This is a genomic window from Candidatus Saccharibacteria bacterium (genome assembly GCA_016699895.1).
In the GTDB taxonomy this organism is placed as follows: Bacteria; Patescibacteriota; Saccharimonadia; order Saccharimonadales; family Saccharimonadaceae.
In genome coordinates this window covers 193,658-210,299 of the sequence record CP064991.1, presented here as the reverse complement: position 1 = coordinate 210,299, position 16,642 = coordinate 193,658, and the positions used below count along the sequence as shown (strand labels likewise).

Sequence of the window (16,642 nt, the reverse complement as noted above, 5' to 3'; positions counted from 1 at the left end):
GTACGGCATCAAGAGACAAGCGTGATTTTCCGATTTAGAGGTGGTAGAATTGATAGTATGATTGATGAGAGAATAGCAGCTATAGACGCTAGTATTTATCGAGTTGTGGCCAAGGCTGTCATTGTTCGCGATAGAAAATTGTTGTTGACGTTGGAAATCCCAGATCAACAACTGTATGGCCTGCCGGGTGGTGGTATCGACCATGGCGAGAGCGTCATGATGGCGCTACGACGTGAGCTCGCCGAGGAGTTAAACTTGACGATATCAGAGGACCAAATCTCGCAGGTGCCGATAGGTGTACGATTTAGTATTTTTCAGTGTAGAGATAAACGTTTATCGGGGATGCCTTATTTGAATTTATATTACCAGGTTAACTTGGGCGATAATCAGGTTCCGGTGGCCGGTGAAAAAGAGTTTATATGGGCTGATTCGGAAGTGCTCGGTAATCTCAATATAGTGAATACACAGATTGACGATATTCCACTGTTTCGTTCCTATATGGAGACAACATGAAAATCCTCGGTATCGAATCTAGCTGTGACGAAACAGCGGCTGCCGTAGTCGAAGACGGTCGCCGACTGATTTCCAACGTGGTTAATTCCCAGATAGATATCCATGCCGTCTATGGCGGCGTGGTGCCAGAGGTGGCGGCGCGGTCGCATCTCGAGGTGGTGTTACCGGTGATTGACAAGGCCGTCGTCGAGGCCGGTGGCTGGGATGAAATCGACGCGATTGCTGCTACGACTATGCCGGGTTTGGTCGGTTCGCTCCTCATCGGCTCGCTGTCAGCGCGAATGCTGGCACTGGTCAAACAGAAACCGTTCTATCCAATCCATCACGTTGAGGCGCATGTGTACGCTAACTTTTTGCTGGACGAAGCTCCGGCTTTTCCGATGCTGGCGCTGATTGTGAGCGGCGGCCACAGCCAGATCGTGTTGTTCAAGGATCACGGTAACTACGAATTGATTGGCCAAACGGCCGATGATGCCGTTGGCGAAGCTTTTGACAAGGTGGCCAAGATTCTCGGTCTGCCCTACCCCGGCGGGCCATCGATCGCCAAGGCTGCCGAACAGGGCGATCCGCACCGCTTTACATTTCCGAAGGCTAAAATGGCCAACAAGTACGATTTTTCGTTTTCTGGGCTCAAGACAGCCGTTCTGCGACGCGTTCAGTCCGAAGTGGGCGTCGATCACACTTTCCCATCAAACGCGCTCTCAGAGCGTCTAGACGAGCCTAAGCGCAATGATTTTGCCGCTAGCTTCCAACAAATCGCGATTGAGACCTTGGTTGACAAAGTTCTGCTGGCCTACGAGGAGTTCCGACCGCAATCGGTTGTGATCGCTGGCGGTGTGGCGGCGAATCAGGAGCTACGCCGTATTTTAGCCGAGCGATTGCCAATCGGCATCAACTATGCGCCGATGAATCTCTGCACGGACAACGCCGCCATGATAGCGACGCTCGGATATTATGTGGCCCAGAAAGTGCCAGCCGCTGATCCGCGTCAGGTCGAGGTTTTGCCGTCAATTTCGATGACGAAGACGGCGTGGAATGTTGATTAGTTTTTTTGCGACCCTTTTGCCTTTTTGGATGAGCTTTTTACTGTGGTAATGGGCGGGTCGCAATACTTTTTCAAAACCACCAATGTATTCCTCGACCACACCGCCAAAGCCGCTCTTGAACTCTAGCAGGTGATTGTCGCTAAATCGGCCCTCTATCCAGAAAAAGTTCACACGCGTTACATCGGTACCCAGGTATTTTGTCATCATATAATCTTGGAGCCACGCTCGTCCGTTGAGGTGACGATAGCGGCGGTCCATACCACTGAGATAGGACGAGATTTCGTGACCGTGCCTAATGAAAATGGCGCCCGCAATCGGGGTGTGGTCGTCGGTTTTACGCGCCACCATAAACTGAATGTCGTCGCCAAAAGCATCGTACATCAGCTGGTAATATTTTAATTCCCTACCCGATACGCCGTTGCGTTCATCTGAATCATCAATCAAGCCAATCAGCGTTGGTAGCTCGTCGCGTGTCAGGGCGACCATTTCAACCTCACCTTCGGTCTGGCGTAACCTGGCGCGCAGGGTTTTGCGGTAGCTAGCGCGCAGTTGGTCAACCGTTTCGATGCCCGACAGATCTTTGACAAAGGCCCAACGCCCCGCTTTCATCTGGTAATTGACCGTTTCGCCCTGATAGCTAAAACTGGCGGCGCTAAATTGCTGCTTTAGATCAGACCGGTCCCAACTATCGAGTACCGTACCCTTGTTATCTCTAATTGATAGCAAAACCCGAGGAAAAATCTCGATTTTAACAAAACCTTTTTCGTGTGAAAAGTCAATAATATGTTTTAAAAAGTAGTGAACTAGCTCGGTATTGTCCCAATCAATCAGGGGTCCGTATGGCATCCAAAACTCATTATTACGACCCAACAATACGCCGCCCGCAATGATTTCTTTACCTTGTTTGATGCCGACGATATGGCTCTGATATCCCATCTGGCGGCGTTTGTTTAGGCGCTGAACGCCCTGCAGGAACTGACTATCCGGATGAGACCGTTCAAACTCGTCCCAGTCTTTGCTATCTAGTTCAGCAAAAGTCCAATTCACGATGTACCTCTGATTTTGCCTAGCGTTCGAGCTGCCCATTTGGCGAGCGGCAGTGCTTTTTCCCATAGGTAATACAGAGGTGACAATGGATAATCCCACGTTCCGACCAGTTCGTTTTCATGGCTAGCAAAATTACGTTTGAACGTGCTGATGCCATCATTTAATAATCCGTTAAAGTCATACTCGCGCACGCCCTCTCTCTTCATCTCGGTAATACAGTGCCACTTTAGGGCAAAGTTAGCACGCAGGCTCGCGCCCTCTTCGTTAATGCCACCGTATAGTTCAAAGGCTACCGCTGGCGTGACGGCGAGCCAGGTCATGGCGATCGGCTTGTCTGCCTCATTCCAGACGGCAATCAGGCGCGAAGCTGGCCCTAACTCGGCGGCAATGTCACGGTAATATTGGTCGCCATGGAGCTTGAAACCAGCCCGCTCTGCCGTGTGATGATAGAGCGCCAGGCACTTGTCGATGTCTTCGGGCGTAGTTGCCTCGCGGATGGTGTGGATGCTCTCGGTTGATTTACGGATATCGTAACGGCGTTTGCGCGGGATATCGGCCAACAATTCCTCTTCGGTTTTGGTTAAATCTAATAGCAAAGTGTGTGACAGCAAGATATGGTTCGAACTATGGCGCCACCCTTTCGGGAATTTGACTTGTCCAGATTGTTCGATATATGGTTCGATAGTCACTACCATGGCTTTCAGAGACGTGCGGGCATAATCAGCCAGCTCTGTTAATAGCGCGTCCATGTTGTCGATGACGACCGGGCCGCGCGGTATGTAGGCGATGGTCTTCCCTACCCTAGGCACTGGTCGTATCAGAACCTGTGCGCCGCCGATGACACTGCCCTGCTCTACCATTACTCGGTGAACCTGCCAGTTATGGAGCGATTTTAGCTCACCCCAGCCCCAGAGCTGCAGCGGATGTCCACCGTGATTAGCGACGAATTCGTCCCACTTGGTCTTGTTAGTTACTTCCTTTATCACATCTTATATTTTACCACCGATATGCTAAAATAGTACCAGAATGTGTTTGCACATCAGCAAATATTTCACGTGAAAAGTCAACTAGTGATCAGCGGAGTACCAGTAATGAAATTACCAAAAGCTTATGAACCATCAGAGTACGAACCAGGGATTTATGCGCTCTGGGAGACGAGCGGCTCGTTTGCGCCGTCGGGGCAGGGCGAACCATATTCGATTGTTATGCCACCGCCGAATGCTAATGGTAATCTGCACGTTGGCCACGGCTACATGATCCCACTCCAGGATATTTTGGTTCGCTATCACCGCATGCAGGGTCGAGACACAGTCTGGATTCCGGGGGCTGATCATGCTGGCTTTGAAACCTGGGTGGTGTTCGAGCGTAGCCTAGAGGCAACAGGGAAGTCTCGGTTCGATTTTTCACGTGATTCATTGTATCAAATGACGTGGGACTTTGTGCACGAGCAGCGGGGCAACATGGAGCTGCAGCTACGGGCGCTTGGCGCATCGTGCGATTGGAGCTCGCTCGTCTTTACTCTCGATGACAAGGTCGTCAGCACGGTTTATGACACCTTCAAAAAACTCTGGGATGACAAGCTCATTTACAGGGGTGAGCGTATCGTTAACTACTGTACCAAACACCAGACATCGTTCGCCGATATCGAGGTCGAGTTCAAGGAAGACAAATCGCACCTCTGGCATATTGCGTATCCATTGGCTGATGAGGCGGGGGAAGGTGAGATCGTAGTGGCGACGACTCGTCCTGAGACGATGCTTGGTGACACGGCGGTGGCGGTTCATCCTGATGACCCCAAATACGGCGCGCTAGTTGGTAAAATGCTCAAATTACCGCTGTCGGATAGGGAAATTCCGATCGTGGCCGATGAGGCGGTAGAGTTAGGCTTTGGTACTGGCGCCGTCAAAGTGACGCCAGCTCACGACCCGCTCGATTTTGAGATTGGTCAGCGCCATAACCTCGAAGTGATCTCGGTGATCGGCTATGACGGCCTCATCACCGATAACGCCCCAGAGGCTTATCGCGGGCTGACGGCTGACGAGGCGCGCAAAGCGGTTGTCGCCGATCTCGAGGACGTCGGTCTGATCCGCCAGATTGAAAAGTATACGCACCAGGTGCCACATTGTTACAAATGCGGTAGCGTGATTCAACCACTGGTCATGAAACAGTGGTTCATGGATGTTCAACCACTGGCGCAGCGCGCTAAGCGGGCGATCGAACAGGGTGATATAGCCTTTACTCCTGCTCAAAAGGGCGAAGAGCTAGTACGTTATTACGACGAGCTGCGTGATTGGAACCTGAGTCGGCAGATCCCGTGGGGCATTCCGATTCCAGCCTTTCAAAACGTGAACGATCCTGATGATTGGGTTTTCGACACCCGGGTCGATCAAACCGAAATTGAAATTGACGGCACAACATACAAACGCGACGAAGACACCTTTGATACTTGGTTTTCCTCTGGCCAGTGGCCGTTTATCACGACTGATTATCTAGCGGGTGGCGACCTGGCGCGCTTTTACCCGAACTCTGTCATGGAGACTGGATTTGATATTCTGCGGCCGTGGGTGTCGCGCATGATCATGCTCGGCCTCTACGTGACCGATCGGGTGCCGTTCAATGACGTTTATTTGCATGGTCTGATTCTCGATGAACACGGTCAAAAGATGAGCAAGAGCAAGGGTAACGTGCTTAACCCACTAGAGGTCGTTAACGATTTCGGCTCGGACGCACTGCGTCTAGGTGTGGTGATGAATCGTTCAGCGGGGCAGAGCCAGGCTTTTTCACCAGCGACCGTAGTCGCGGGACGCAATTTCTGCAACAAACTTTGGAATATCGCGCGCTTTATCGAGAGTAAAGCTCCCGAGGCTATTCTGAATCCGAGCGCGGTCAATGCAGCCACGCCAAAGACTATTGCTGAACACTGGGTGCTAGGTCGCCTCGAGGCGGCGCGGCAGCAACTCGACGACCATCTGGCGCACTATCGTTTTGCTGAGGCGGTTGATACGGTTTATCACGCCATCTGGGATGATGTCGCTGACTGGTTTATCGAGGTGAGTAAACAGGATTTTACCCCAGAATTCCTCGTTCATGTGCTAGATATCGTGCTGCGTTTGGCGCATCCGTTCGCGCCGTTTACGACCGAGACAATTTGGACGACATTACATGATGATGACTCGCTACTGATTGGCCAGGCCTGGCCGACTGATTTTGCACACGATACCGCTAGGGCTGCAGAGTTCAGTCAGATCAAGGATCTGGTAGGTGAGGTGCGCTTTATCGTGGCGCAGTTGCCAGCCGGAAAGTACGAGCTAATGTACGAGCAGGGCGATCAACTTCTATCCGAGCACGGCGACAGTATGAAAACACTTGCAGGCCTTGGTTCAGTTGTCGCAACGTCCGAGGGTAAGGGCTTGCGCATCCCGTCGTCGGAACATACATTATGGCTCAACATTAGCGAGGAAATGTTATACGAACATCAGACACAGCTCGAAAAACGACTGGTCGACACGAGACAGGAAATCGGCAATCTCGAAGGTCGATTATCGAATCCGAGCTATGTTGACAAGGCGCCAGCTCATCTGGTAGAGGAGAGCCGCCAGGCGCTTACCGCTAAAAAAGAGCTCGAACGACGTTTGGTCGACGAGCTCACGAATATGGCTGGATAATTAGGCTACGTACACGTCCCAGTTACCACGTAGTCCGTCGCCCTCAGCAATTTTGTTGCCATTGTCATTACGAATAGCGCGCAATGAGCGTGGATCTAGCAATATCCTGCTAGCCTGTAAATTGATATCGCTATGGGTATGGAGATCACCAACCACTTTGACTTTGAAATCAACAGGGGATAGACCATAATTAGAGCCTAGTGCAGAGCTATGGGTTGAGGCTAGCAATATGCCAGCGCCCAGAGATAAACTAACGGCGTTTCGGTACAGGCTAGTAAGTTTTTGTTTTATGGTGGATGTTTTATTTTTATTCATAACTGCAAACAGTCTAGCATAGTATTGCGCTTATGTCAAGTTTTAATTATAAACATACTATACGCGGGTCCTGCCGCTCGGTCCGCCCCTAAAATTTTTTCGGTCAATCACCACCGAAAACAATTTTGGGAGCTGCCCTAGTCCCAGCGTCACCCGCTACTAGATACTGACATGTCATTAGCTATGGTGATATGGATGATTGGTGGCGATGGCTTGGGCGCGGTAGATTTGTTCGATTATTACGAGGCGCACTAATTGATGAGGGAATACCATAGCGGATAATGAGATGACCCGGTCGGCTCGTTGTCGTAATTCGTCGTTTACCCCGTAGGCGCCACCAATAATGATGACGATATTTTGCTGGCTAGTTAACAGGGCGGAGAAGTCGGGGCTTGATAGGTCCTGACCGCGTTCGTCGAGCAGGACGACGAAATCAGCTGGCCGTAGCTGGCTAATGATACGCTCAGACTCGTCCTGACGCGCCTCGTCGCCGTTTTTAGCTGAATATGGCAACAATACCCACTTGACCTCAAATGGGGCTCTGAGGCGTTTTTCGTAGTCGTTAATAGCATCCGTGATATTCGGATCGTGCTTTTTACCAACGGCGATGATATTAATCATCGAGTCGGAATCTCTCAGCTATTCGCGCTAGCGCTGCGTGGTCAGGCTCGATTTTGGTTCGGTCAGCTTTGTGGGTTTCACTAGGAACGGCAAAGGGTTTGAGGTGAATGTGATTATGGGGTACATCGGTACCGATAACATCCATTTTGACATAGGGTTTTCCGGAGACCTTGCGGAAATGCAAGGCAAGCTTCTTTACCGTTCTCAGTAACTGTCCGTACTGTTCGTCAGTCAGATCCCAGATAAACTCAGTCGGCACTTTGTGCACGACTAAGGTATGACCTTCGCACGAAGGATAAATGTCGAGAAACGCAAAGGTATACTCGTCCTCATAGATTTTGTGGCAGGGGATTTCACCGTTGATGATCTTGGTAAAAATTGAATCTTGCATGCTATAATTCCTAATAATTTTCTGGCGGAGAGGGAGGGATTTGAACCCTCGAGACGGCGTAAACCGCCTACACGATTTCGAGTCGTGCGCCTTCAACCACTCGGCCACCTCTCCATGCAGTATTTATTGTATCAGACGAAACAGTCGAGGGCAATTAGAGCTTGAGGCGTTTGCTAATACTATCGACAAAGTCTGGATGGACTTCTTCCATTGGCAGGATTGCGCCGAGGAAATCGACGATTTGTTCGCCTTGTTCTTCGTTGATAAAGGTCGTAACAGGCAGGCCGAAACGTTTGACTGGGATAATGACGAGTTGCCACAAGGCACCGTCGCGTCGCACGCCAAAGGCGCGGAATTCGCCGAGTGTGTATTTGCGACCGTCAACGACCAGGCCATCGGTCGATAATTCATAGTTGACCTCCCGGGCTGGTTTGCCGGTGACGACGAGAATCGCGGCCAAGATGACGGCTACAAGGATAGCTAGTGACCATTGCCCCAGCCAAATAGCTACACCAGCGATTGCTGCGGTGATGAGGATGGCTACGATATACCACGATTTACTGCGCTCGTGCTCGATCGAATCAGAGGCGGTCCATTGGATCACCTGAACTGGCGCAACGGTCGGAGTTGCTGGTTCTGGTTGCCCACCTTGATCTTTGTCCATAAAATTTATTATAGCAGTAATGTTAAATGAACGCTACCTTCACTTGATACACTTGCTGCTAGCCCTATATTATGTTATTATAAACACCTGAAGATTATGGCAAGAAGTGTTGAATACTCTGTCACGCGACGAAATGACGACTCCACATTGTTCGACGATCAGTATGATGAGCTGCGTCGGTTCTTTCGCGATGCGTATGGCGCGAGATATAACGGCGATGACAAGCTAGCTAAAAAGTTTGGCGAGTCTGATACATGTGCCAGCTTGCGTTTTCACGGTGAGATGGCAGCAGTGTTATTATAAAGGGTGATTACGTACAAAAAGTATATGTAAAGGAGGGGTGCGACCATGACGACAATAACACGACAGACGAAAGCATATTTGAATAGAAAAGTCGTACTGTGTTTTGGTGACTCGAACACATTCGGACAACGGCCTGATAGCGACGAGAGGTTTGATGAAAATACTCGCTGGACATGCCAGTTACAGCGACTCGTAACAGATAGCTTTTATGTTGTAGAGGAAGGTTTGGGCGGTCGGACTGTTGATCGCGATAGGGCGGGCGAAGATGGTTTTATAAAAAATGGTTGGACATATTTTCAGCCGTGCCTTCGAAGCCATTGTCCAGACGTTGTTATTATTACACTCGGTACGAATGATTGTCAGATTCAGTACGAAAAGACCGCGCCGATGATAGCTACCTCTCTAGAAAAATACATAGATGTTGCTAGGCAGTCAGGTGCTTCACGCGTGTTACTAGTGGCGCCTGCACCTATTGACTCGTCAAAATTGCTTGATCCTGCAACGGGCGTGTCAGATAGGGGTACCTTTGACCGTCATTCGGTAGAGATATCAAAGATTCTTCCGGTCGAGCTACGCAAAGTGGCTGAAAAGCATCGCGTAGACTATATCGATACGAGCGATTACGTATCGTTAGGCCAAGATGGTTTACATTGGGATGAGCCTAGCCACGCGCGTTTTGCAGAGGCGATAGCGCAGTGGCTTGATTAAGCAATATATCTCGTTGATTACAAAAGCTCACCTACAATGGTGAGCGTCTGTAATTGGCGGAAGGAGAGGGATTCGAACCCTCGGTACCTTGCGGCACACTGGTTTTCAAGACCAGCTCCTTAAACCACTCGGACATCCTTCCGCTAGCCATTGTACCATTTTTGTCGCAAATCTGTTAAAATGTTCTGGTATGGAGGAGTACCCAAGTGGCTGAAGGGGACGGTTTGCTAAATCGTTAGGTCGGCGAAAGTTGGCGCGGGAGTTCGAATCTCCCCTCCTCCGCCAGATAAAATACAGATCCTAGTCGGTCTGTTTTTTATATGGCTTAACCGATGGTAGACAACAGCGCTACGGATGACGGGACAATTTCGAATATGATTACCACTATGAAAATGAGTCGATACGAATGCTCGATGTCATCAGTAGTTTTGCCGGCTTTTCGTGTTTTCAGGTACTCGATCCACAAAATAGGGAGTAGGATGAGCCACACTATCATGCAAGCTGTGGAGGTGAGCCCGCTGGGATCTGATTTGAGGGCAACACTCGGAAATGAGTACAGCAATGGCACAGATATAGTAGCAAAGCCTAATGCCGCACACCCCATGAATTTCAGAACTCGGCCGTGGACGTTTAGCATAATGAGCGGCAGGCTGACCAAAAAACCGAGCACTAGCATCGTCGGGATGGCCGAAACTTTTAGATCGCCCATGAGTGCAAATAGTAACACCAATGCCACGGCAACTATCGATAGTCCTATCAAGATCTGTTTTATATCTGTTTTATTATTCATAAGTAGAATTGTAGCATATTAGTGTCTCTGTCGAGCTACGATGGCTAGCCAGATGGTTTTTGTTCCAGCCTGACGCAATAATTCAGCGATGGTTTGAACAGTGGCGCCGGTCGTGTAAATATCGTCAATTAGCAAAACCTGTTCCGGGACGGATGTATTGTTTAGGCCAAAGGTCAGACGCGCTTGTTTGAGGCGTTTGGCGCGACTAGCGCTATGTTGTGCCTGGTTGCTGAGACGCTCGATGACGGGACTAATCGCTAGCTGACGCTGTTTCGCTAGTTGACTCGCCACCAATTTCATATGATCAAAGCCGCGCTCACGAATATTTTTTGGAGAGGACGGCACAAAGACGATCTGTATATCGTCGGGTATACTATCGGGCATAACAGATGATAACAGGCTAGCCATCGCCGTCGCGCTATCACGTCGCGACAAATACTTGAAATTACCAACCAGACGCTCTAGGGTATCAGCTCGTTCGCCAACCACGAATGCTTTATCAAAAGGCGTATGTCGCCTACAGGTATGACAGAGGTTACCCTGATTTTGCCGTGATATTCGGTCAATTAGGCCTAGGCACTGCACGCAATGGAGCCACGGATGAGCCATAATGTTATTATTACAACATTCACACAATGTCGAGCCTGCGACGCCGCAACCTTCGCATATATGGGGTGCAAACCAGCCTATGACCCTATCTATCATTGTAAATTTTACCTGTAATAGCTATAGAAACTTGCCTGTATTTGAAATATACAGTATAATTATCTCATAAGCGACCAGCTAATGCGAGAAGGAGGGAGATATGGCGCGGGATAAACAAGATGACTTATTACTAGACGATGAGCTAGCTGCTGCTTTTTTGACAGAAGATGAACCAGAAATGGCTCCAGTTGTAGCTACTAGCACAACTACGACAACTACGACAACCGAGGAAGAATACGACGCAGTGCCAGGGCAATTGGCAGTTGATGTCTATGAGACCGAGGATCGTCTGGTAGTCAAGGCTCGTACTGCCGGTGTGAACAAGAGCGACCTCGATGTCAGTATTGCTGACGGCGTACTGACAATTAGCGGTACTCTGAGCAGTGGCGATGACACCGCTGCAACACAGTGGCACATTCAGGAATGCTACTGGGGCGAGTTTAGCCGTACTTTGGTTCTACCAACCGCTGTCAAAGAAGACGAGGTTGAGGCTGTGCTAAAGGATGGTGTCTTGACGGTTTCCTTTGGCAAGGTCAAACAAGAGCAAGCCAAAAAGATCCAGATTCAATAATCTATCTACATCTATGAAAACTAAAATATCCCGGGGAAATCTCGGGATATTTATTTAGTCTCTTTATAATCTAGACCGATCCAGTACCGCTAGAACCAGAGCCGACGATACTGATAACCCAGTTGACTAGGGCGTAGCCGAGGATGGCGACGATCAAGCCAACAATAGCATAGAGAATCGTGTTTTTGGCGTCTTTGACTTTGTCAGCAGCGCCACCCGATATGACATAACGGATACCACCCCAGATGAGCATGATAACGGCCAATATACCGACAATAAAGAGCATCAGGTTAATCAGCCGAGGAATGATCGCTGCACCGCCATCAAACAGCTCGGTTGGCTGACCTTGCCCGCGATAGTCCCCGTTAATAACATCCATTAACGATAGGGCGGAGGCGGATAGCGGTGCTAGCACTGCGGTCGCAACTGCGCCGCTTGCTGCCGCGAGTCCTTTTAGAGGTGTACGATTCACGAGTGCCATCAACTATTGTTCCGTTTAGGCTCCAATAGTAGTGAATACCCAGTTCACTAGAGCGTAGGCGATAATGGCGATAACCAAACCGACCACAGCATAGAGAATCGTGTTTTTGGCATCTTTGACTTTGTCACTGGCGCCGTTCGAGAGGGTATAGCGAATGCCACCCCAGATGATCATGATGACACAGAGGATACCAATAACGAACAGCATAATGTTGATGATATCAGTCACCATACCGCCCTGGCCGACTAATTTTGACTGTTGACCAGAACCTAGCGTACAGTCATCGTTGATAGCACCGCTGATGCCGCTATTAGGATCACAATCGGCGTTAACTGTGGTTGTCCCGACGAGGGCAACAACACCCAGACTGGCTACTAACCCGACCACAATACTAGGTACGAGCGCCGCAATGGCGGAAATCTTTCGTAACATTTGTTTCATATTTTCTCCTTCGCTTATTAATAGCAAAATTATACTAACATCACCAATTATAGCAAAGTTTTTACCAGCGTCAACACGCTAGAGCCTAATTTCATAGTTTTATCAAACAAATATATTGACATAAAAGCAAAAGTGTGATAGTATTGAACCATAATCGTAATAGAACGATAATTAATCGAAAGGAACTAACAAATCATGAGTGTCAATCCAAATCTCACCATAAAAACTGAACCGGTTCGGAGTGCGGATCTCAGCACTGTATTAACTGCTCTCGATGCAGGCGGCGATCGACAACGTAATCATGATGCTAGCATGGCGCAACGACAACAGCAGCATGATAACGCTACAGCTCAAGCTCAACGAGCTCACGATGATCACATGCAGACATCACGTCAGCAGCACGAGGCTACGGAGAGCGCTGCTAATCGCCGCTCGGGCCTAATTAAAGGTGCTGCTGCTACTGCGACAGGGCTGATTCTCAGCGCGGGGGCATTTTTCGGAGTAGCTCAACCATTAATTAACAGTGCAGTTAGACCAGACCAGACAGCTAACGTTGAGGCGTCTGCGCCAAAGATGGTTGATGTGATTATGTGGATTGACCCAGCTACTGGTAAAGCTACGATACAAAACAGCGCTTTGATCACGACGGAGCTTACTGGGATGGGTATGAATATGACCGAAGTAGGCACTTTGCTCGATAGTATGCAGAATCACCCAGGCCAGGATGTTTCAGCTAGTATACAAATACCTAATGGCATCAAGTTTAACTATCGAATTATTTATGGCGCTGACACTGATGGTGATGGAAAACCAGATGGTGTTCAGGAGCTAGGGGCAGAGACCTCCCCAAAAGCGTAGACGACTCGTCCAATAGTGGCGAGTCGGCAAACACACATAGTAACGACAGAGCGAAAGCTCGAGCTATAGGCAAAGATCTCTTGAAAGCCATTGCCTCGATTACCTCTGATCCTCAGTTAGTCAAAGCCGACGAAGATGGTTTACTCGATCTGCGATCAAAATTCGCGACCGGCGGTAAAAAAGCTGGACAGTTGGTTTGGGGAGATGCCGTCGTGCAGAAACTAGATCGGTCAAAAGGCGCATCAAAAGGCGAGGTTAATACGGTATTTGTTACGAGCGAAGGTAAAGTCGTTACGGTTACGGATAGTAATGGCGACAATATTAGCGCGGTGTATACTAGCCCAACTGGCACTGTGGTCGACTTGTAAGCAGAACTACTGACACTTTCTAGCTTGTGCGTTCCATGTATGACCAGCGTCAGTACAACTCTTTGCAGTGGTGTAGCTGCTCGCGCTACCACCGCTCAGGCTGCTAAAGACAAATTGGACGATGGCGAATGCCACAATTGATACAACGAGCCCGACGACCGAATAAACAATCGTGTCGCGGGCTTTTTTAGCTTTGTCGGTGGCGCCGGCGGAGAGGACATAGCTAATACCGCCCCAGATAATCATGATAACAGCGATGATGCCGACGACAAATAGTAGAACGTTAATAATCGTTTTGACTGTGTCGTAGATGGTGTCCGAGCTAGTACCCGAGGTGTCTACCTGGCTGACGCCACACATGGCTTCGCCGGCAGCGGTGCCGTCGCCACAACTAGCGGCGTAGACTGGGGCTGCAAATACAGCTAGACCGATGGCTGCAATGGTGACGAGGCTAGTGATAATTATTTTTTTCATACATTCCTCCTATAATTGACCGAGCACGAAATTAACAATAGCGGCGGCTGACATCGATACAACTAGGCCAACTACGGCGTAGGTAATGGACATTCTAGCTTTGGCGGTGGCATTGCTGTCGCCACGAGATGAGGTAAAACGAATCGATCCAACGATAATCACGATGACCGACACTATACCGATACCAAACATGAGAACGTTTAGAATGTTTTTAATTCTAGTATCAAACGTACCGTTAGACTTCTCGCTAATGAGCTGTTTACAGGTGGGGGAGTTTTGATTGGTAGCGCAGGGGCAACCGGTGGCTGTCGGGTCTTTACTGCAATCGACTGCCGCTAGGGCAGGGCTAGTCATCACGAGTGGCGTGCCGATGAGGCTAGCGAGTAGACCGATAGAGACCAGAAACTTTTTCATTAGACATTCCCCATGACGAAACTGGTAATTGCAAAGGCCGAGGCAGCCACTACTAGACCGATCATAGCAAAAAGAATGGTTTTCATAGCGGTAGCCGCCTTGGCTGAATCGCCGTTGGCGGTAAGGTATTGATAGCCGGAGAATACGATCATAATAACGGCCACGATGCCGATGATGAAATATACCGTGTTCAGACCATTTTTTAGGAGGTCTTGGCCTTTGATGTGTGGAATGTTGGCGTCGATAGCCGCCAGTAGCGTTGTGATCATTTAGTTAAATATTCCTCCTGGAACGAGCCAGTTTAATAGTGCCCACATGGCGAAATATAGTGCTAGGGCGATAAAGGCATTATATATAATCCCCATGGCCTTTTTAGATTGTTCTGAGTTTCCACCAGAGGTGGTATACATGATTGCACCGTAAATAATACCGCCAATAACCGCTATGGTAACGCCGACAGCCAGCCAGTTCAGGATCTGAATCAGGACTGGTGTAATCTGTTCGCCACTACTAGTGCAGCCCCATTCAAAGAAAGTTGTGACCCCGCCGCAGGTAGCGGCAAGGGCGTCTCGGGTGTGTAATAGTGCTGATGCGACGACAGCAACGAATATCGCACCGACGCTAGCTTTTAGGGTTTTACTTTTCATGATCTTCATATAATTATATGATAACGTGATTATGGCTTTTATGCAACAGCTTTGTTATACTTGATAGTAGCGAGTGGTGGGCAAGATAGAGCCAGTTCGCACTATTTCATTATGGCAGAACATAAAGTACCCCAAGACGTTGAAGCCGAAGACAAGCTGCTCGGTCCATTTTCATTCCGCCAGTTTTTATACTTATTAGTCGCGCTCGGAGCTGGCGCGCTAGCCTATTTTATCGGGACGGTCGCTATACCTCTAGCGTTGATACCATTGCCGATCGCAATTCTCTTTCTCGTGCTAGCTCTGCCGCTACGCAAGGACCAGCCGATGGAAACCTATCTCGCTGCTATGATCCATTTCTATTTTGCACCAAATCGCCGAGTGTGGGACGCCGATGGCCAAGAGGCGTTGATCGAGATTACTAACCCACGCATTGATGATGGACCACAGGTAAAGGACATTGGTGGTGCCGAGGCGGCACAGCGACTATCATTCCTAGCCGAAGTGTCAGATACTCAAGGGTGGTCAACGCGTGGAATTTTGGGTGTACCGTCTAATACGACAAATTTGTCGGATGATTTTGCGACGGCCGCTGTCGACGCTCCGGATATATTGGATGATGCTGGCACCTTGGGGCGTGATTTTGAGGATAAATTAGCTTCGTCCGAGCAGCGTCGGCGAGCTGAAATGATGGCAAAGATGGCAAATGATGTCCCTCTCACCCCGCAACCGGCACAGAGCTATGTCCATGAGTATCAATCTCCTATGACGCCAGTAAATCAACCTGTTTCTGCGCCTCAACCCGCACCAATCCCGGAGGTTGACGAAGCGGCTCTAGCGGCGGCGCTGCGTCAGTCGAGCCAAGCTAGTCAGCTATCGTATCGTCAGCCAACGGTTCAACCGCTCAATACCGTCGCTGCTGTTCCTGTTCAGCCGGCGCAGCCTGCTCAAGCCATTCAGCCAGCGCCAGTACCTGCACCTACCCCTACACCTGTATTACAACCAGCGCCTCAAACTGTATCTAACCCCGCACCAATTGTTCAAATGCTAGCTGAAACACCGACTGCCCCAGCTCCTATCGAGACCAAACCAGAACCAAAGCCAGAACTGATCACTCCAACTGAACCGATTTCGCCTGTGACAGACCAGCCAGAACCTGCTACAATAGAAGACGTTAGCGCAATCGAATCAACCGACAGTGTCTTTACCTCGCCGCCTAGCCGTGCGGAAAGTGAAGCGGTGATTGATCACGAAGTCGATACTGGCGGGGATGAGATTGAGGTAAAATTACACTAAATTATGAAGCCAAAGGTGGGAAAGTAGCAGTGAATCCAAATCAGATACCGAACAACCAAATGCCAAATCAGGCAGCTTTTCCGACGGCCGCCGGTTCTGCCGCCCCGGGTCCGAATCAACCGCAACCCGTGACACCTAAAAACCCCAATTCGACGCAAAACACATTGATGTTCGAGGAGCTGCGCGACAATATGGTGATCATGGGCGATGGGACGTATCGTTCGGTAGTGGCGGCGCAATCGGTCAACTTTGATCTGATGAGTGGTCGTGAGCGCGAGAGTGTCGAGTATGCTTATCAAAATTTCCTAAACTCGCTGACGTTTCCGA

The 16,642-nt window shown here is 49.5% G+C and carries 23 protein-coding genes and 3 tRNA genes; 10 read left to right on the top strand and 16 right to left on the bottom strand.

The window, feature by feature from the left end; all coding sequences use genetic code 11:
• Window positions 1-57 precede the first annotated feature (57 nt).
• On the top strand, window positions 58-513 hold the full coding sequence (locus tag IPL44_01110; protein QQS17631.1) for an NUDIX domain-containing protein: 456 nt from the start codon (window positions 58-60) through the stop codon (window positions 511-513).
• The gene (gene tsaD / locus IPL44_01105) at window positions 510-1,559 is read left to right on the top strand and encodes a tRNA (adenosine(37)-N6)-threonylcarbamoyltransferase complex transferase subunit TsaD (GenBank protein QQS17630.1); all 1,050 of its coding nucleotides are present in this window, start codon (window positions 510-512) and stop codon (window positions 1,557-1,559) included. Before IPL44_01110 ends, tsaD begins: the two co-directional genes overlap by 4 nt.
• Here the strand turns inward: tsaD and IPL44_01100 are convergent.
• Window positions 1,521-2,672 (bottom strand): peptidoglycan bridge formation glycyltransferase FemA/FemB family protein, encoded by a 1,152-nt coding sequence (locus IPL44_01100; GenBank protein QQS17629.1) that lies wholly within the window; start codon window positions 2,670-2,672, stop codon window positions 1,521-1,523. The genes tsaD and IPL44_01100 overlap by 39 nt on opposite strands.
• Window positions 2,603-3,592, bottom strand: a complete 990-nt coding sequence (locus IPL44_01095; protein QQS17628.1) for a peptidoglycan bridge formation glycyltransferase FemA/FemB family protein — start codon at window positions 3,590-3,592, stop codon at window positions 2,603-2,605. Before IPL44_01095 ends, IPL44_01100 begins: the two co-directional genes overlap by 70 nt.
• A gap of 105 nt (window positions 3,593-3,697) precedes the next feature.
• Between IPL44_01095 and IPL44_01090 the strand changes: the two genes are divergently transcribed.
• Window positions 3,698-6,271, top strand: a complete 2,574-nt coding sequence (locus IPL44_01090) for a valine--tRNA ligase (protein QQS17627.1) — start codon at window positions 3,698-3,700, stop codon at window positions 6,269-6,271.
• Here the strand turns inward: IPL44_01090 and IPL44_01085 are convergent, their stop codons facing one another.
• The 5 genes from IPL44_01085 to IPL44_01065 all read right to left on the bottom strand — a co-directional run bounded on the left by IPL44_01085 (window position 6,272) and on the right by IPL44_01065 (window position 8,262).
• The gene (locus tag IPL44_01085) at window positions 6,272-6,586 is read right to left on the bottom strand and encodes a hypothetical protein (protein ID QQS17626.1); all 315 of its coding nucleotides are present in this window, start codon (window positions 6,584-6,586) and stop codon (window positions 6,272-6,274) included. It lies immediately after the preceding gene.
• A 177-nt stretch (window positions 6,587-6,763) separates the two neighbouring features.
• Window positions 6,764-7,207 (bottom strand): 23S rRNA (pseudouridine(1915)-N(3))-methyltransferase RlmH, encoded by a 444-nt coding sequence (locus IPL44_01080; protein ID QQS17625.1) that lies wholly within the window; start codon window positions 7,205-7,207, stop codon window positions 6,764-6,766.
• The gene (locus tag IPL44_01075) at window positions 7,200-7,598 is read right to left on the bottom strand and encodes an HIT domain-containing protein (GenBank protein ID QQS17624.1); all 399 of its coding nucleotides are present in this window, start codon (window positions 7,596-7,598) and stop codon (window positions 7,200-7,202) included. The genes IPL44_01080 and IPL44_01075 overlap by 8 nt, the downstream gene beginning before the upstream one ends.
• A gap of 22 nt (window positions 7,599-7,620) precedes the next feature.
• Window positions 7,621-7,712: transfer RNA gene (locus IPL44_01070), tRNA-Ser, on the bottom strand.
• 40 nt (window positions 7,713-7,752) lie between these two features.
• The gene (locus IPL44_01065; protein ID QQS17623.1) at window positions 7,753-8,262 is read right to left on the bottom strand and encodes an MgtC/SapB family protein; all 510 of its coding nucleotides are present in this window, start codon (window positions 8,260-8,262) and stop codon (window positions 7,753-7,755) included.
• A 96-nt stretch (window positions 8,263-8,358) separates the two neighbouring features.
• On the opposite strand from IPL44_01065, the gene IPL44_01060 reads away from it, so the two are divergent.
• Window positions 8,359-8,565 (top strand): hypothetical protein, encoded by a 207-nt coding sequence (locus IPL44_01060; protein QQS17622.1) that lies wholly within the window; start codon window positions 8,359-8,361, stop codon window positions 8,563-8,565.
• 45 nt (window positions 8,566-8,610) lie between these two features.
• Window positions 8,611-9,273: an arylesterase gene (locus IPL44_01055; protein ID QQS17621.1), complete on the top strand. Its 663-nt coding sequence runs from the start codon at window positions 8,611-8,613 to the stop codon at window positions 9,271-9,273.
• A 54-nt stretch (window positions 9,274-9,327) separates the two neighbouring features.
• Here IPL44_01055 and IPL44_01050 read toward each other — a convergent pair.
• A tRNA-Ser gene (locus IPL44_01050) sits at window positions 9,328-9,415 on the bottom strand.
• A 50-nt stretch (window positions 9,416-9,465) separates the two neighbouring features.
• Here IPL44_01050 and IPL44_01045 point away from each other — a divergent pair.
• A tRNA-Ser gene (locus IPL44_01045) sits at window positions 9,466-9,558 on the top strand.
• Between the two features lie 40 nt (window positions 9,559-9,598).
• Here IPL44_01045 and IPL44_01040 read toward each other — a convergent pair.
• Both IPL44_01040 and IPL44_01035 read right to left on the bottom strand, forming a co-directional pair.
• Complete coding sequence (locus tag IPL44_01040) at window positions 9,599-10,063, bottom strand: hypothetical protein (protein ID QQS17620.1); 465 nt, start codon at window positions 10,061-10,063, stop codon at window positions 9,599-9,601.
• An 18-nt stretch (window positions 10,064-10,081) separates the two neighbouring features.
• Window positions 10,082-10,672: a ComF family protein gene (locus IPL44_01035; GenBank protein QQS17619.1), complete on the bottom strand. Its 591-nt coding sequence runs from the start codon at window positions 10,670-10,672 to the stop codon at window positions 10,082-10,084.
• A 196-nt stretch (window positions 10,673-10,868) separates the two neighbouring features.
• Here IPL44_01035 and IPL44_01030 point away from each other — a divergent pair, with 196 nt between their 5' ends.
• Complete coding sequence (locus tag IPL44_01030) at window positions 10,869-11,339, top strand: Hsp20/alpha crystallin family protein (protein ID QQS17618.1); 471 nt, start codon at window positions 10,869-10,871, stop codon at window positions 11,337-11,339.
• Between the two features lie 70 nt (window positions 11,340-11,409).
• On the opposite strand, the gene IPL44_01025 is transcribed toward IPL44_01030, so the two are convergent.
• Window positions 11,410-11,820, bottom strand: coding sequence for a hypothetical protein (locus IPL44_01025; protein ID QQS17617.1), 411 nt, complete (start codon window positions 11,818-11,820; stop codon window positions 11,410-11,412).
• Window positions 11,821-11,835: 15 nt separating this feature from the next.
• On the bottom strand, window positions 11,836-12,261 hold the full coding sequence (locus IPL44_01020; GenBank protein ID QQS17616.1) for a hypothetical protein: 426 nt from the start codon (window positions 12,259-12,261) through the stop codon (window positions 11,836-11,838).
• A gap of 195 nt (window positions 12,262-12,456) precedes the next feature.
• Here IPL44_01020 and IPL44_01015 point away from each other — a divergent pair, with 195 nt between their 5' ends.
• Together IPL44_01015 and IPL44_01010 are read left to right on the top strand one after the other, a co-directional pair.
• The gene (locus IPL44_01015; protein ID QQS17615.1) at window positions 12,457-13,119 is read left to right on the top strand and encodes a hypothetical protein; all 663 of its coding nucleotides are present in this window, start codon (window positions 12,457-12,459) and stop codon (window positions 13,117-13,119) included.
• A gap of 80 nt (window positions 13,120-13,199) precedes the next feature.
• The gene (locus tag IPL44_01010) at window positions 13,200-13,487 is read left to right on the top strand and encodes a hypothetical protein (protein ID QQS17614.1); all 288 of its coding nucleotides are present in this window, start codon (window positions 13,200-13,202) and stop codon (window positions 13,485-13,487) included.
• Between the two features lie 6 nt (window positions 13,488-13,493).
• Here the strand turns inward: IPL44_01010 and IPL44_01005 are convergent, their stop codons facing one another.
• The 4 genes from IPL44_01005 to IPL44_00990 are packed head-to-tail and all read right to left on the bottom strand — an operon-like array spanning window position 13,494 to window position 15,031.
• Window positions 13,494-13,961, bottom strand: a complete 468-nt coding sequence (locus IPL44_01005) for a hypothetical protein (protein ID QQS17613.1) — start codon at window positions 13,959-13,961, stop codon at window positions 13,494-13,496.
• 9 nt (window positions 13,962-13,970) lie between these two features.
• Complete coding sequence (locus tag IPL44_01000) at window positions 13,971-14,375, bottom strand: hypothetical protein (GenBank protein QQS17612.1); 405 nt, start codon at window positions 14,373-14,375, stop codon at window positions 13,971-13,973.
• Complete coding sequence (locus tag IPL44_00995) at window positions 14,375-14,644, bottom strand: hypothetical protein (protein QQS17611.1); 270 nt, start codon at window positions 14,642-14,644, stop codon at window positions 14,375-14,377. Before IPL44_00995 ends, IPL44_01000 begins: the two co-directional genes overlap by 1 nt.
• Complete coding sequence (locus IPL44_00990) at window positions 14,645-15,031, bottom strand: hypothetical protein (GenBank protein ID QQS17610.1); 387 nt, start codon at window positions 15,029-15,031, stop codon at window positions 14,645-14,647.
• A 102-nt stretch (window positions 15,032-15,133) separates the two neighbouring features.
• Between IPL44_00990 and IPL44_00985 the strand changes: the two genes are divergently transcribed.
• A complete protein-coding gene (locus IPL44_00985) occupies window positions 15,134-16,315 on the top strand; it encodes a PrgI family protein (protein ID QQS17609.1) in 1,182 nt (393 codons plus the stop codon).
• The last annotated feature ends 327 nt before the right edge of the window (window positions 16,316-16,642 follow it).

Coding starts and splice junctions, on each gene's coding strand:
- IPL44_01060 (QQS17622.1), top strand. CDS start 8,359: ATGGCAAGAAGTGTTGAATACTCTGTCACGCGACGAAATGACGACTCC.
- IPL44_01055 (QQS17621.1), top strand. CDS start 8,611: ATGACGACAATAACACGACAGACGAAAGCATATTTGAATAGAAAAGTC.
- IPL44_01020 (QQS17616.1), bottom strand. CDS start 12,261: ATGAAACAAATGTTACGAAAGATTTCCGCCATTGCGGCGCTCGTACCT.
- IPL44_01005 (QQS17613.1), bottom strand. CDS start 13,961: ATGAAAAAAATAATTATCACTAGCCTCGTCACCATTGCAGCCATCGGT.
- IPL44_01110 (QQS17631.1), top strand. CDS start 58: ATGATTGATGAGAGAATAGCAGCTATAGACGCTAGTATTTATCGAGTT.
- tsaD (QQS17630.1), top strand. CDS start 510: ATGAAAATCCTCGGTATCGAATCTAGCTGTGACGAAACAGCGGCTGCC.
- IPL44_01100 (QQS17629.1), bottom strand. CDS start 2,672: ATGGGAAAAAGCACTGCCGCTCGCCAAATGGGCAGCTCGAACGCTAGG.
- IPL44_01065 (QQS17623.1), bottom strand. CDS start 8,262: ATGGACAAAGATCAAGGTGGGCAACCAGAACCAGCAACTCCGACCGTT.
- IPL44_00990 (QQS17610.1), bottom strand. CDS start 15,031: ATGAAGATCATGAAAAGTAAAACCCTAAAAGCTAGCGTCGGTGCGATA.
- IPL44_01085 (QQS17626.1), bottom strand. CDS start 6,586: ATGAATAAAAATAAAACATCCACCATAAAACAAAAACTTACTAGCCTG.
- IPL44_01000 (QQS17612.1), bottom strand. CDS start 14,375: ATGAAAAAGTTTCTGGTCTCTATCGGTCTACTCGCTAGCCTCATCGGC.
- IPL44_01080 (QQS17625.1), bottom strand. CDS start 7,207: ATGATTAATATCATCGCCGTTGGTAAAAAGCACGATCCGAATATCACG.
- IPL44_00995 (QQS17611.1), bottom strand. CDS start 14,644: ATGATCACAACGCTACTGGCGGCTATCGACGCCAACATTCCACACATC.
- IPL44_01025 (QQS17617.1), bottom strand. CDS start 11,820: ATGGCACTCGTGAATCGTACACCTCTAAAAGGACTCGCGGCAGCAAGC.
- IPL44_01015 (QQS17615.1), top strand. CDS start 12,457: ATGAGTGTCAATCCAAATCTCACCATAAAAACTGAACCGGTTCGGAGT.
- IPL44_01090 (QQS17627.1), top strand. CDS start 3,698: ATGAAATTACCAAAAGCTTATGAACCATCAGAGTACGAACCAGGGATT.
- IPL44_00985 (QQS17609.1), top strand. CDS start 15,134: ATGGCAGAACATAAAGTACCCCAAGACGTTGAAGCCGAAGACAAGCTG.
- IPL44_01035 (QQS17619.1), bottom strand. CDS start 10,672: ATGGCTCATCCGTGGCTCCATTGCGTGCAGTGCCTAGGCCTAATTGAC.
- IPL44_01030 (QQS17618.1), top strand. CDS start 10,869: ATGGCGCGGGATAAACAAGATGACTTATTACTAGACGATGAGCTAGCT.
- IPL44_01075 (QQS17624.1), bottom strand. CDS start 7,598: ATGCAAGATTCAATTTTTACCAAGATCATCAACGGTGAAATCCCCTGC.
- IPL44_01040 (QQS17620.1), bottom strand. CDS start 10,063: ATGAATAATAAAACAGATATAAAACAGATCTTGATAGGACTATCGATA.